Here is a 13,255-nt window from a genome sequence, read left to right as displayed (position 1 = left end):
CGAGGGGCAAGGAAAATGAAGCCAGCAGGAGGCACCGTGCGGGGCGCCGATAGCGAAAGGCTCGGATGGCCCAAGAGGTTCCTCATTCGCCTTCTGCATGTGTATTTCGCCGTCAATCGCGGGATGACGCTCGGCGTTCGCGCCGCCTGTTTCGACGAGACTGGACGGATATTCCTCGTCCGGCACACCTATGTGCCGGGCTGGCATATGCCGGGTGGCGGCGTGGAGCGCGGCGAAACGGCGGTCGAGGCGCTTCTCAAGGAGATGCGAGAAGAGGGCAATCTTGAAGCCGTCGACGAACCCGCGCTCTTTCATGTGTACTTCAACGCGCGCATCAGCCGGCGCGATCACGTCCTGCTCTACCGCGTCAATGTGCGCCAGACAGCGGCCCGTCCGGCGGATCGGGAGATTGCCGAGGCGGGCTTTTTCGACCTCGATGCACTGCCGGAGGGCGTGACCCAGGCGACGCAGCGGCGGATCGCGGAACTGCGCGGGGAGATCGCCCCCGCGCATCACTGGTAGGCTCAGGCGCCGAGCTTTTCCCGGCCGTGCGGTGCCATCAGGTCCTCGTACGGGCCGACGGGAACGACGCCGGTCGGATTGATCATGGTGTGGCTGCGATAATAGTGATGCTTGATGTGGCGCATCTCGACCGTCTCGGCGATGCCCGGCGTCTGGTAGAGGTCGCGCAGATAGGCCGAGAGCGCCGGATAGTCCGCGATGCGGCGGATGTTGCACTTGAAGTGGCCGACATAGACGGGGTCGAAGCGCACCAGCGTGGTGAAGAGTCGCCAGTCGGCTTCCGTCATGCGGCTGCCGAAGAGGTAGCGCTGGTCTTCTAGCCGCTTCTCCAGCCAGTCGAGCGTCTCGAACAGCGGATAGACGGCGCTTTCGTAAGCTTCCTGGGTGGTGGCAAAACCGGCCTTGTAGACGCCGTTGTTGACGGTGTCGTAAATGCGGGCGTTCACCTCGTCGATCTCCGCATGCAGATCTTCGGGGTGCATGTCGAGGGTCGAGCCGGTGAGGTCGTCGAAGGCCGAATTGAGCATGCGGATGATCTCGGAGGACTCATTCGAGACGATTGTGCCCTGATGCTTGTCCCAGAGCACCGGGACCGTCACGCGACCCGAGAATTCCGGGTCGGCCTTGACATAGACCTGCCAGAGATAGTCCGAGCCGAAGAGATGGTCGGGTGTTGCGCCATCACGGTCATGAAATTCCCAGCCATTCTTCAGCATCAAGGGATCGACGACCGAGACCGAAATCAGGTCTTCGAGACCTTTCAGCTTGCGGAAGATCAGCGTGCGATGCGCCCAGGGGCAGGCATAGGAGACATAGAGGTGGTAGCGACCTGCCTCTGCCTTGAAACCGCCCTTGCCGGAAGGGCCGGCGGAGCCGTCTGCGGTCACCCAGTTGCGGAAGCTCGAGTCAGCCCTCTTGAAGTGCCCCGAGGTCGATTTCGTGTCGTACCAGACGTCCTGCCAGACGCCATCCACCAGTCTACCCATGGTCGCTTCCTTCTCGTTTCAACTTGACCGGCAAGATACGGCTGCTGGCTGCAATTGCGAGGGGCGATGGGTTGAACAGTGCGTTTTCCGTTGGACGGCGAGAAAATTTGCTGCTATCGGAACAAAACTCAAGATTTGAAGGCCCCGATGACCATCGCACGGAACCCACGACGACGCTGAAGCTCTCGAACGCACGAATTTCGTGCGCGTGAACCCTATTGCTGTCTGTCTATTGGTTTCGGTCATCCATGTTTCACTCCGGCCTTGTCTACCTCACCGAGGATGCGTCGCACGACGCGGTCATTGAACTCATCAACGAAGAAGCTTTTGGTCCTGGCCGGCACACCCGTGCGGCAGCGCGCATCCGCGAGCAGGGGCCACATGACCGGTCACTTTCCTTCATCTGCACCGACAATGGCGAGACGATTGCCTCGGTGCGCATGACGCCGGTTCTGGCCGGCGGCGTCCAAGGGCATCTGCTCGGACCGCTTGCTGTCCGCCCCTCCCACAAGAACCGGGGCATTGGCCGCGAACTCGTGCGGATCGCGATCGAGGCGGCGCGGCGGAAGGGCTCGGAAGGTGTCATCCTGATCGGTGATCCGCCCTATTACATGCCGCTCGGCTTCGAGAAGGTCGCCTACCAGGCGCTAGCCTTTCCCGGTCCTGTCGATCCAAACCGGGTGCTGGTCGTGCCTTTGGCCGACGACGTGCACGACCGGTTGAAGGGTGTGATCGCCTGGCGGGACTGCGGGGCGAAGATGCCTGCGGCGGCCGACGAGGCCCCGGATCGCGCCTACGCTTAGGCGTCAGACGTCTCCTCAAGCGCTTCGCCGAAGCGCTTGATCAGCCAGCAGATATCGTAGCCCTTGGCAAAATCCTCGATGCGGCCGAAGACGTGGTAGCCGGCACGCTCATAGGCGCGGCAGGCGACCGGATTGATCGTGTCGATGTAAGAGCCGATGCAGCCGCGGGCTCTCGCTTCCTCTTCAGCATGTGCCAGTAGCGCCCCGGCCATGCCCTGACCGCGCAGGCGCTCGGGAACTGCGAGCAATTCCACAAACAGCCACCCCCGGCCGGTATAGCCGACGAGGCCACCGTCGACCGTGCCGTCATCGGCGGTGATCGGGATGTAGATCTCTTTTCTATCCGTTGCGCCAAGCAGCGTTTCGTTGTGCGCCTTGATGCTGGCGAGGATGGAATCGCGGGCGGATTCGGGAACGGTGTCCGAGAGGGTGAGGGGTATCGTCATGCCTTGCAATGTTTCCCTTTGCCCGGGGATTGTCGAGAGCGGGTCCTGGAAATTCTTGAGGAACCCTTCGGTGCAGCGCGTGTTGGGCAGGCATCAACAGATGGCAATGAGGAGGCCCGGATGCGCGCACTGGTATGGCACGGCAAGGAAGATATCCGATGTGATCGGGTGTCGGACCCGGAAATCGAGGATCCGCGCGACGCGATCATCAAGGTGACAAGCTGTGCGATCTGCGGCTCGGACCTGCATCTCTTCCACAATTTCGTCCCCGCAATGATGCCGGGCGACATCATGGGCCATGAGACCATGGGCGAGGTCGTTGAGACCGGTTCGGGCATGAACGGCAAGCTGAAGAAGGGCGACCGTGTGGTCATTCCCTTCACCATCACCTGCGGCGAGTGCGAGCAGTGTCAGCGCGGTAATTTCTCGGTCTGTGAGCGCTCGAACCGGAAGAAGGAACTCGCGGAAAAAGCCTTCGGGCGGACGACAGCCGGGCTGTTCGGCTATTCGCACCTGACCGGTGGTTATCCAGGTGGCCAGGCGGAATATCTGCGCGTCCCCTTTGCCGACAGCACGCATATCAAGGTGCCCGACGGCATGAGCGACGAGCAGGCGCTCTTCCTCAGCGACATTCTGCCCACCGGCTGGCAGGCCGCGGTGCAATGCGAGATCGAGCCTACCGACACCGTGGTCGTCTGGGGCTGCGGGCCTGTCGGACAGATGGCAATCCGCAGCGCCGTTCTCCTGGGCGCAGCCCAGGTCGTGGCGATCGACTATTTGTCCGAGCGGCTTTCCATGGCGGAAGCTGGCGGCGCAATTCCGATCAACTTCAAGGAGGAGAGCGTCATCGACCGGCTCGACGAACTCACCAGGGGCAAGGGTCCGGAGAAATGCATCGACGCCGTCGGCATGGAGAGCCATGTCTCGATGAGCCATCCGGACAGTCTGATGGACCGGGCCAAGCAGATGATGCTGATGGAAAACGATCGGCCGCATGTGCTGCGCGAGATGATCTATGTCTGCCGGCCGGGCGGGATCATTTCCATTCCCGGCGTCTATAGCGGGCTCGTCGACAAAGTCCCGATGGGCATGGCGATGAACAAGGGGCTGACCTTCCGCATGGGGCAGACGCATGTCAAACGCTGGACCGACGATCTCCTGCGCCGCATCGAAGAGGGCGAACTCGATCCGTCCTTCGTCATCACCCACACCGTCGGGCTCGAGGACGGGCCGGAGATGTACAAGGTGTTCCGCGACAAACAGGACAGCTGCATCAAGGTCGTGCTCAAGCCCTAACCGGAGGTATCGTCATGAATTTTCTCAGCACACTCAAGCGTTCCAAGAGCGATCCGAAGGTTCTCGAGACAGGACCAAGCTCGCTTTCATCGTCCGACCGGCTCGCCCGCAACCTCGGCTGGTTCAGCATCGGGCTCGGTGTCGTCCAGCTGTTCGGCGCGCACCGGATCACACGGGCACTCGGCATGGAAGGGCAGGAGGTGGCCGTCAGGGCCTATGGACTGCGCGAGATCGGCTCGGGCATGATGACGCTTTCTGTCGACAAGGAGGTGGGGCTTGCCAGCCGCATCGCCGGCGACGGGCTCGACATCGTTGCACTGGGATCCGCGATGCATCCCGACAATCCCAAACAGGACAATGTGGCGATTGCGCTTGTGATGGTCGCGGGCGTGACGCTGCTCGATTTCATTGCTGCAGGGGCTTCGACAGGGCGGCACATGCGTCGTGGCGCGGTTCAGGACTTCGGCGACCGAAGCGGGTTTCCGAAGGGGGTTGCGGCATCGCGTGGGCTGGCAAAGGAGAAGGCCAAGGCGTTGATGGGGTGAGCGGTTTTAGCGGAAGTCGAGAATCAATGGGCGATGATCCGAGACTTCGGGTTCCGCGACAACCTCGAAGCGTGAAACCTCAATTTCAGGCGATACGAGAACATAGTCCGCGAAGCGCTCCGGCTTGGCATAGTGCGAGGTGCGGGTGTCCGTGATGCCATGGGCTATAATGAGGTCCCGCAATCCGAGCGTTTGCAGAAGTCCGAAGGTGGCGCTGCCGGGCAAGAGGTTGAAATCGCCGCAGGCGATCAGCTTTTCGCCTGGGCGCCAAAGACGCTCGATCAGGGCCACAAGCGCATGTGCCTGTGCCAACCGCTCGACGGTGTCATGCTTGCCGTCCTCACCTCGGAGGCCGTGGAGGTGGGCGATGGTGACGGACTCACCGGAAGCGGGGTCGTAGATCCTTACAACATGCGCGTTGCGCGGACGGGGATGGGCTCCCCATCCGTTGTGGCGGTATTGGTCGTGCACAAAGTCCATGGCATGACCGAGCACCGGAAGGCTCCGACGGACGAAGGTCGCGAGACCAAACTCGGCCCAGATTTCTGTATCCGCGGTAAGTTCGCCCCGCATTGAGGTGCAGAAAAAGGCTTCGTGATCAGGGAGACCGCTGCTGATATCCGTGAAGAGGTTGGCGCGCTGCTGATATTGAAGATCCCCATCCCGGTAGGTCACCCACTCCGCAGCAGAGACGTCGGACCGCAGGACTTCCTGTAGGCAGATCACGTCGGCGTTTTCGGACAGTATATAGTCTCGGACCGACGGAAAGAGGCGACCTGCCCAGCAATTTAGGGAGAGAAGCTTCAAGGGTGTGGTCTCTTCTCTAAACAGGTTCAGCGGACGGAGGTCGGGGATCTTCATTGCACGGCGTGGCGTTGATAGAAGCTCCGCCGAAAGCCAAATTGATTTGCCGTGCGGCGACAAGCAGTTCCGGCAGGTCGCCGTTAGTTAGGATTGTCTCAACGGTTGCTAGCGCCAGTGCGGGGTCCTCGCGGAATAGATCTGCCATGGCGTGGTCGTGAGCTTGATCCTTCATCTCCACTCTTCGCTGGTTGGTTGCCAACTCGACGAGATGCAGCATGATGATGGAATGTGTTTCGCTCAACCCCTATTTGTAGCACCTGCACGGATTCGGAAACTCAACTTAGACTCAAGCCACGACAATGCAGCCAATCCCGACACTCACGACCTCACGTCTCACCTTGCGTCCCATGCGCTTCGATGACTGGCCCGCCTATAGGCAGCTGATGGCGTCGGAACGGGCGCAGTTCATGGGCGGGCCGTTTTCCGATGCTGCAGCCTGGGGCATGTTCTGCAGCGACTATGCGCAGTGGGATCTGTTGGGTTGCGGGGCGCTGATGATCGAGGATCAGGCCAGTGGCGCATGCATCGGTCAGGTGGGGATCAATGCGGGGCCGCTGTTTCCGGAGTTTGAGCTCGGCTGGTTCGTCTATCCGGAGTTTGAAGGGCGCGGCTATGCGCGGGAAGCTGCGGAAACGCTGCTTTCCTGGGCGCGGGACATTCAAAAACTGCCGAGCCTGGTGAGTTATGTCGATCCCGAAAATACGCGATCGGCTGGGCTTGCCCTTAGGCTCGGTGCGGTCCTTGACCCCAGCGCAGAACGGCCAGCGCCAGAGGACCTTGTCTATCGGCACTATCCCCGGGTTTCCGCCTGATGCGGCACTTTCTTCATCAGAAGCGCCTTACCGGCCCTCGCGCCACCACATGGCGGATACCGCGAGCAGCAGGATGCCGAGACCGGCAAATCCTGCAAACAGCGGCAGCGTGTTCACGCCCTTGAGCACGGTTTCGTCGGTCAGCTTGATCAGCATGCGGCGATCGTCGGCGACGCGGACTTCGCCGCGCACCGGCAAGATGTCCGGGATGCGCACGGTCTCATCGCCATCGTCGAGGCGGGCGGTGAGGCCGCGGGTTTCCTGGCTGATCGGGGCGAGCGTGTCAGTCGTCGAGATCATCGCGCGGAATTCGGGCGCGTCGACAGCGCCGACATGCACGAGGGTCGAGAAGTCACCATTGGTAATGGTGAAGAGGCCGGTTTCGGTCATGCGGCTCTCGCCGCGATAGAGGCCGGGCTGTATTTCGTTCAAGTTCAGCGCTATCGTCTCGCCCGAGGGCGTGGTGATCGTCGCGGGGCCGGGGGCGTCGCCGATGGTCTGACGGGTCACCTCCAACGTGCGGCCGGTAGCGCGGGCTTTGAGCGCTTCTTCCTCGAGTTCCGGCTCCTTCATCAGCCAGTGGGCGATGCGGCGATAGAGTGAGACATGCGGGCCGCCGCCTTCAAAGCCGCGGGCCCAGAGCCAGCCCTGATCGGAAAGCAGCATGGCAACGCGGCCCTCATTGGCGCGGTTGAGCACGAGCAGGGGGCGGTCGCCGTCGCCGGTCATGACGGTTTCACCATCGGTACGACCGACATCGACGCTGCGGAACCAGCGCCCCCATTGCGGCGGTTCGACGGCCGAGCCATCGAGGCCGCGGGTGACGGGGTGGCGTTTCCCCTGCTCCGAAAGGCGGGGATAGAAGCCGGCCTGATGCACGTCACCCGTTGGCGTGGCCGGCAGCACGGATTCGAGCGGCGTGAGGGCGATCGAATCCTGGCCGGCATGTTCGGGGCCAGCCGCGATCAGCAGCGCGCCGCCATTCCTCACATATTCGGCGATGTAGTCGTAATAGAGAATCGGCAACACGCCGCGATGCTGGTAGCGGTCGAAGATGATCAGGTCGAAATCGTTGATTTTTTCGACGAAGAGCTCGCGGGTCGGGAAGGCGATCAGCGAGAGCTCATTGATCGGCGTGCCGTCCTGCTTTTCCGGCGGACGCAGGATGGTGAAATGGACAAGGTCGACAGAGGCGTCCGACTTCAAGAGGTTGCGCCAGGCGCGTTCGCCGGCATGCGGCTCGCCCGAGACGAGCAACACGCGCAGGTTCTGGCGGATGCCCTCGATCAGGTGGATGGCGCGGTTGTTGACGTCGGTGACTTCGCCCGGTGTGGCGGCGACAGAGAATTCCAGCACATTGTTGCCGCCACGCGGAACGCGGAAGGCAAAGGAGGTCTCGGCGCCGGGGACAGCCGGCACGGTGCCGAGGTCTTCGCCGTTCATTCTGACCGAGACGTCGGCCGGCTGGTTGGAGGCCTCGCCGTCGTCGAAGACGCGGAAGGTGAGTTCCTGTTCCTCGTCGACGATGCCGAAGCGCGGGGCGCGCAGGACCTCAATGCGGCGGTCGAATTCGTCGGCCTTGCCGGTGATCAGGGAATGCACCGGTGCGTCGAAGGGGAGCGCCTGGTTTTCGGCGGGGATATCATGCACCTGGCCGTCGGTGACGAAGATTGCACCACCGACGCGGGCCGGGGGTACGTCTGTCGTTGCAGCGGCCAGCGCTTCGAAGAGCTTGGTTGAGGGCGCATCGCTGTCGCCGGGATCGGTGACCTCGACGATGCGCGGCTCGATATTGGGGAAGCGGCCGAGGCGGTCGCGGATGCCCTGAAGCGCCTGATCGGTTTCCTCGGCGCGGCCGGCGATCTGCTGGCTCTGACTGCGGTCGACTATGACGGGCACGACCGTGGTCAACGGATCGCGCTCTTCCTGCAACAACAACGGGTTGGCGAGTGCAGCCAATACGGCGATGGAAGCCGCCAGGCGGATGGCCGTGCCGCGTACGCCGCGCAGGAAGCCGAGGGCGGAGAGCACAACGGCGAGCACGGCGAGGGCGGCGATGACGATCCAGGGGATGAAGGGGGCGAATTCGAGCGTCATGGTCTCATTGCCCCAGTCGTTCAAGCAAAGCAGGCACGTGGACCTGGTCTGCCTTGTAGTTGCCGGTCAGCATGTACATCATGATGTTGACGCCTGAGCGGAAGGACATTTCGCGCTGCATCTCGTCGGCGGGGACGACGGGGAGTACGCTTGCGCCATTGGCGTCGATCGCCCAGGCCCCCATGAGATCATTGCCGGTGATCATGATCGGGCTCACGCCATCGCCTGAAGAGGCTACGGCGCTGTTGCTCGACTGGGCCTCCTGGCGGGATTCGACCCAGAGCGGGCTGCCGCTGTAGCGGCCAGGGAATCCCTGCAGCAGGTAGAAGGCACGCGTCAGCACGTGATCGGAAGGCACCGGCTCGAGCGGCGGGATATCGATATTGGCGAGGATCGCCTGCAGGCGTTCGCCATTTGGAGAGGAGCCGACTTCGTTGCCCAGTGTCGAGCCCTGGTCACGCGTATCGAAGAGCACGGTGCCGCCTGATCGCATGTAGGCGTCGATGCGACTGATTGCGGCGGCAGAGGGCATGGGCGCGGAAGCGGAAATCGGCCAGAAAATGATCGGGTAGAAGGAGAGTTCGTCCTTCGAGATGTCAACGCCAACAGGCGGCGCGGGTTCGAGCGTCGTGCGATAGGTCAGGAAGTCCGTGAGGCCCGCGAGCCCTTGTTCGGACAGGCGGTCGACCTCCGCGTCGCCGGTGATGACATAGGCGAGGTGGGTGTTGTCGAGGCGCTCCAGGATCTGTTCGTCTCCGGGTTTGGTATCGGCCGACTGAGCCAGCGCCTGACCGGGGGTGGTGGAGGTACCGAAGGCGAAAGCGAGGGCCAGGATCGAGGCGGCAGCGGCGGGCGCGCGCTTCGGCATGCGCGAGAAGGCGCCGCCCATGAAGAGCACGATCAGGCTGTCGATGACGAGAAGCAGGAAGGCGAGAGTCAACAGGCTCGGCTTCAGCGGCGTTGCAGCAGTACCGGCCATCGGGTCGCGGGCAACGGTGAGGCCTGCTGGCGAGGGAAGCGGACGCAGTGTCGTATCTGCCGGCAGCAGGTTCAGCGCAGTGAAGCCGTCTTCCGTGCCGTAGAGTCCGGGCGGGTTGTCGAAGGTTGCGGCTTCCGGACGTTCCGGGCCGAGCGAGAGCGGCTTGGCGGTCCCGGCTTCCGTCGTCAGCGCACCACGCTCGTTGAGCAGGCGGAAGGGCGGCAGCGAGGGGGCGGTGGACTGGCCGGCTTGCGCTTCGGCTGCGCCAACGCGAGTGAGCTGGACGATACGGCGGAGCATTTCGACGAAGGTGCCCGAGATCGGCAGATCGGACCAGGTGGCTTCGGCGCTGACATGGAAGAGCACGATGCGGCCGGCGCCGTTGTCCTCGACGGTGACGAGCGGCGTGCCGTCGGCAAGGCTCGCCCAGGTGCGGGCGGCAAGGTCCGGCGTCGGCTCGGCGAGCACCTGGCGCTTGATCAGTATGTCTTCGGGGCGCGGCATGCCGGCAAAGGGGCCGAAGGTCGGGAAATCGGCGAGCGGCTGTGGTTCTGCCCAAGAGAGGGCGCCGCCCAGCGCGCGTTCGCCCTGACGCAGGATCACGGGGACCAGCGGGTCGTCGGCGGGGGCTGCGGCCAAGCGCGGGCCGGCAAAGCGGATGAGCGTGCCGCCACGGTTGATCCACGCCTGCAGCGGATCATAGACATCGGCTGGCAGACGGCCGACATCCGCGAGCACCAGGGCAGACGGGTTCTGGTTGAGGATCTCAGGGATGGCGACGGCGAGGTCGGTCTGGCCGGGCTTTACCACGTCTGCGTAGGGGCCGAGGGCGCGCTCGATGTAATAGAGCGGCGAAAGCAGCGGCTGGAAGCCGTCTCCACTGTCGCCGGAAACCAGCGCGACCTTGCGGCGGCGGAAGCCGTCGTCGAGCAGGTGGGTTGCACCGGCGGAAGCGATGCCCGCAATCGAAAGCCGTGCGAAATCATTGCGCAGCTCGAAGGGGGCTGCGATCTCGCCGGAGGCTTCACCGGTGCCGGCTGCGAAATCCACCTGGCCGGAGGCGATGACACGACCCTGACGGTCCTGGGCATCGACAATCAGGCTGCGTGGTTCCGAGGCGTTGAGGCGCGAAAGCGAGACAGTGAGCGCATCCGAGCCGTTGTTGGCGCCGGTGATTGCGACACTCGTTGAACTCTCACCCTCGACGATGCGGAATTCTGCGGGCGAGAGGCCAGCGAGGTCTGACAGGAACGGATCTTCCGGATCGCGTGCGATGCCGTCAGAAATGTAGGTCAGCGTGCCGGGGCGCTCCGACGAGAAGGTCGTGCGCAGGGCCTCAATGCTCCTCGTGCGGTCCGGTCGCAGCGGATGCGGGGTGGCGGCTGCAAGTTTTTCGAGCGCGACGGCCGGCGTGCCGGGGATCGCGTCATGGGTCGCATCGGCGGTGAAGACGATGGAGACGGGCAGGCTGCGGTCAGCGGCATCGCCGATCAGCGCAGTCGCGGTTTCGACGCGGCGATCCCAATCTCCGACGGTGGCCCAGCCGTTGTCAACGACAAGCAGCAGCGGGCCGTCGCCGGAGAGGCTGGCGTTGCGCGGGTTGAGCACGGGGTCAGCCAGCGCGAAGATGACGATCGCGGCCATCAGCATGCGCAGGAGCGTCAGCCACCAGGGGCTTTTCGAGGGGGTTTCCTCGCGCTTCAAGACGCCAGCCAGGATCTTCAGCGGCGGGAAGACTTCTGCCTTGGGGCGCGGGGGCGTGAGCTTCAGGAGCCACCAGATCAAGGGCAGGGCGAGCAGGGCGCCGAGAATGGCGGGAGCGCCGAAGGCGAGTGGCATACCGAACATCAGCCCGCACTCCTGTTGACGGCGGGCGGCATGCCCGACAGGTGCATGTGGACGGCGACGAGGGCTTCCGAGGCGAGGCGGTCGGTGCGGTTATGGGTGAAGCTCCAGCCCATGCGGCGGAGCTGGTCGGACATGGTCTCGCGACGGGCGAGATAGGCCTGCTGATAGTCCTCGCGCAGCGTCTCGGCGCGGCCGGAGGTGAGCTTTTCGCCGGTTTCCGGATCGGTGAATTCGGTGCGGCCGGTATAGGGGAAGGTTTCTTCGGCGGGGTCTGCGACCTCGAGCACATGGCCACGCAGACCACGGCGGGCGAGCGGCGTGATGCGCTCCATCACCCGGTCGGCATCATCGAGAAAATCGCCGATGAGCACGATGTCGCTTGCGCCGCGGATCATGCGGGTGTCGGGCAGGCCTTCCGTCAGCGGCGCATGCATGATGGCGGTGGCCAGGCGCTCGGCGGCGTTGCGGGCGGAGATCGGCTCCATGATGCCGGGGCAGCCGATGCGTTCGCCAGAGCGCGCGAGGATTTCGGCAAGCGCCAGCATCAGCACGAGCGCGCGGCTTTCCTTGGATACCGAGGCGAGCGTCGACTTGTACATCATCGACGGCGACATGTCGGCCCAGAGCCAGACCGTGTGAGCCGCCTCCCATTCGCGGTCACGGATATACATGTGGTCGTCGCGGGCCGAGCGGCGCCAGTCGATGCGCGAGAAGCTCTCGCCATCGGCATAGGGGCGGAACTGCCAGAAGTTTTCGCCAATGCCGCGCTTGCGGCGGCCATGCCAGCCTGCAATCACGGTATTGGCGATGCGGCGGGCCTCGACCATGCAGTCGGGCACGAGCACGGCACGCTGGCGCGCGCGCTTCAAAACCTCGCTGCCGGCTGTCTGCTCGACGATATGGCCGATGGATGCCACGCGGTTAAGGCCTCCCTTACTTGCGCAGGTCGGAAACGAGGCCCGCGATGACGTCGCGGACGGTCATGCCTTCGGCGCGCGCCGCAAAGGTCAGGGCCATGCGGTGTTCAAGCACGGGTTCGGCAAGCGCGTAGACGTCGTCGATGGAGGGAGCGAGGCGACCTTCGTAAAGGGCGCGGGCGCGGGCGCAGAGCATCAGTGCCTGGCCGGCGCGGGGACCTGGACCCCAGGCGATGTTCTTGTCTGTCGTGTCGTTGCCGTGGCCCGGACGTGCCGAGCGGACGAGCGTCAGAATGGCGTCGACCACGGTGTCAGAGACCGGCATCTGGCGGATCAGCTTCTGGATCTCCAGCAAACGGGCGCTATTGATGACTGCATTGGCGCGCTTGTCGCCGACGCCTGTCGTTTCCAGCAGGATCTGCCGTTCTGCGGCAAGTTCCGGATAGAGAACGTCGACCTGCAGAAGGAAGCGGTCAAGCTGGGCTTCCGGCAGCGGGTAGGTGCCTTCCTGCTCCAGCGGGTTCTGGGTCGCGAGCACGTGGAAGGGGGCGGGCAACTGGTAGGGCTGGCCGGCGACGGTGACATGGTATTCCTGCATGGACTGCAGAAGAGCAGACTGGGTGCGCGGGCTTGCGCGGTTGATCTCGTCGGCCATCAGCAACTGGGCAAAGACCGGACCCTTGACGAAGCGGAAGGAGCGACGCCCCGTTTCGTCCTGGTCCATGACCTCAGTGCCGATAATGTCCGACGGCATCAGGTCCGGCGTGAACTGGATACGGTTGGCATCGAGGCCAAGGGCCGAGCCGAGCGTCGTCACCAGTTTGGTCTTGGCGAGACCGGGAACACCGACAAGAAGAGCGTGGCCACCGGAGAGGATGGCGAGAAGGGTGTTTTCGACGACCTTTTCCTGACCGAAGATGACCTTGGCCACTTCCTGGCGGATCGCTGCGATATCCGCCAACGCCTTCTCGGCCTCGGCAACGATCGCCTTCTCGTCCAGTGCAACATCGGGATTTGGCATCATGCCCATGGTCTGCTCCAATTGGTTTTGGACGTGTCCGGCGAATCGAACGGACGCGTAAGGTGCATGTTACTGAAACTAACTTATTGGCGAGAGGACGGCTGACAAGGACGTTTCGA

The 13,255-nt window shown here is 63.6% G+C and carries 13 protein-coding genes; 5 read left to right on the top strand and 8 right to left on the bottom strand.

Annotated elements, in window-relative coordinates; all coding sequences use genetic code 11:
• Positions 1-15: 15 nt before the first annotated feature.
• Positions 16-522: an NUDIX domain-containing protein gene (locus QWE_RS08235; RefSeq protein ID WP_006725648.1), complete on the top strand. Its 507-nt coding sequence runs from the start codon at positions 16-18 to the stop codon at positions 520-522.
• 2 nt (positions 523-524) lie between these two features.
• Here QWE_RS08235 and QWE_RS08230 read toward each other — a convergent pair whose 3' ends face one another.
• Complete coding sequence (locus tag QWE_RS08230; RefSeq protein ID WP_006725647.1) at positions 525-1,508, bottom strand: glutathione S-transferase family protein; 984 nt, start codon at positions 1,506-1,508, stop codon at positions 525-527.
• Between the two features lie 248 nt (positions 1,509-1,756).
• On the opposite strand from QWE_RS08230, the gene QWE_RS08225 reads away from it, so the two are divergent.
• A complete protein-coding gene (locus QWE_RS08225; protein WP_040299741.1) occupies positions 1,757-2,311 on the top strand; it encodes a GNAT family N-acetyltransferase in 555 nt (184 codons plus the stop codon).
• Here the strand turns inward: QWE_RS08225 and QWE_RS08220 are convergent.
• Positions 2,308-2,757 carry a GNAT family N-acetyltransferase gene (locus tag QWE_RS08220; RefSeq protein ID WP_006725645.1) on the bottom strand — a complete coding sequence of 150 codons (450 nt, stop codon included), beginning with the start codon at positions 2,755-2,757 and terminating at the stop codon, positions 2,308-2,310. The two genes, QWE_RS08225 and QWE_RS08220, sit on opposite strands and share 4 nt — an antisense overlap.
• A 120-nt stretch (positions 2,758-2,877) precedes the next feature.
• Here QWE_RS08220 and QWE_RS08215 point away from each other — a divergent pair, with 120 nt between their 5' ends.
• Complete coding sequence (locus QWE_RS08215; protein WP_006725644.1) at positions 2,878-4,053, top strand: zinc-dependent alcohol dehydrogenase; 1,176 nt, start codon at positions 2,878-2,880, stop codon at positions 4,051-4,053.
• A gap of 14 nt (positions 4,054-4,067) precedes the next feature.
• Positions 4,068-4,598, top strand: a complete 531-nt coding sequence (locus QWE_RS08210) for a hypothetical protein (protein WP_006725643.1) — start codon at positions 4,068-4,070, stop codon at positions 4,596-4,598.
• 6 nt (positions 4,599-4,604) lie between these two features.
• Here QWE_RS08210 and QWE_RS08205 read toward each other — a convergent pair whose 3' ends face one another.
• The gene (locus QWE_RS08205) at positions 4,605-5,405 is read right to left on the bottom strand and encodes an endonuclease/exonuclease/phosphatase family protein (protein ID WP_006725642.1); all 801 of its coding nucleotides are present in this window, start codon (positions 5,403-5,405) and stop codon (positions 4,605-4,607) included.
• Between the two features lie 16 nt (positions 5,406-5,421).
• Positions 5,422-5,703 (bottom strand): hypothetical protein, encoded by a 282-nt coding sequence (locus QWE_RS24365; RefSeq protein ID WP_157790688.1) that lies wholly within the window; start codon positions 5,701-5,703, stop codon positions 5,422-5,424.
• A gap of 58 nt (positions 5,704-5,761) precedes the next feature.
• Between QWE_RS24365 and QWE_RS08195 the strand changes: the two genes are divergently transcribed.
• Entirely contained in the window at positions 5,762-6,274 is a 513-nt protein-coding gene (locus QWE_RS08195) for a GNAT family N-acetyltransferase (protein ID WP_006725640.1), read from the top strand.
• Between the two features lie 27 nt (positions 6,275-6,301).
• Here the strand turns inward: QWE_RS08195 and QWE_RS08190 are convergent, their stop codons facing one another.
• The 4 genes from QWE_RS08190 to QWE_RS08175 are packed head-to-tail and all read right to left on the bottom strand — an operon-like array spanning position 6,302 to position 13,145.
• Complete coding sequence (locus QWE_RS08190; protein WP_006725639.1) at positions 6,302-8,371, bottom strand: hypothetical protein; 2,070 nt, start codon at positions 8,369-8,371, stop codon at positions 6,302-6,304.
• 4 nt (positions 8,372-8,375) lie between these two features.
• A complete protein-coding gene (locus QWE_RS08185; protein ID WP_006725638.1) occupies positions 8,376-11,198 on the bottom strand; it encodes a DUF4159 domain-containing protein in 2,823 nt (940 codons plus the stop codon).
• Entirely contained in the window at positions 11,198-12,115 is a 918-nt protein-coding gene (locus QWE_RS08180; RefSeq protein ID WP_006725637.1) for a DUF58 domain-containing protein, read from the bottom strand. Before QWE_RS08180 ends, QWE_RS08185 begins: the two co-directional genes overlap by 1 nt.
• 16 nt (positions 12,116-12,131) lie before the next feature.
• Positions 12,132-13,145, bottom strand: coding sequence for an AAA family ATPase (locus QWE_RS08175; RefSeq protein WP_006725636.1), 1,014 nt, complete (start codon positions 13,143-13,145; stop codon positions 12,132-12,134).
• Positions 13,146-13,255: the final 110 nt, after the last annotated feature.

Source organism: Agrobacterium albertimagni AOL15 (genome assembly GCF_000300855.1).
Classification (GTDB): Bacteria; Pseudomonadota; Alphaproteobacteria; order Rhizobiales; family Rhizobiaceae; genus Allorhizobium; species Allorhizobium albertimagni.
The sequence above is the reverse complement of the archived record's forward strand: the minus strand, read 5'-3'. Positions and strand labels throughout refer to the sequence as shown.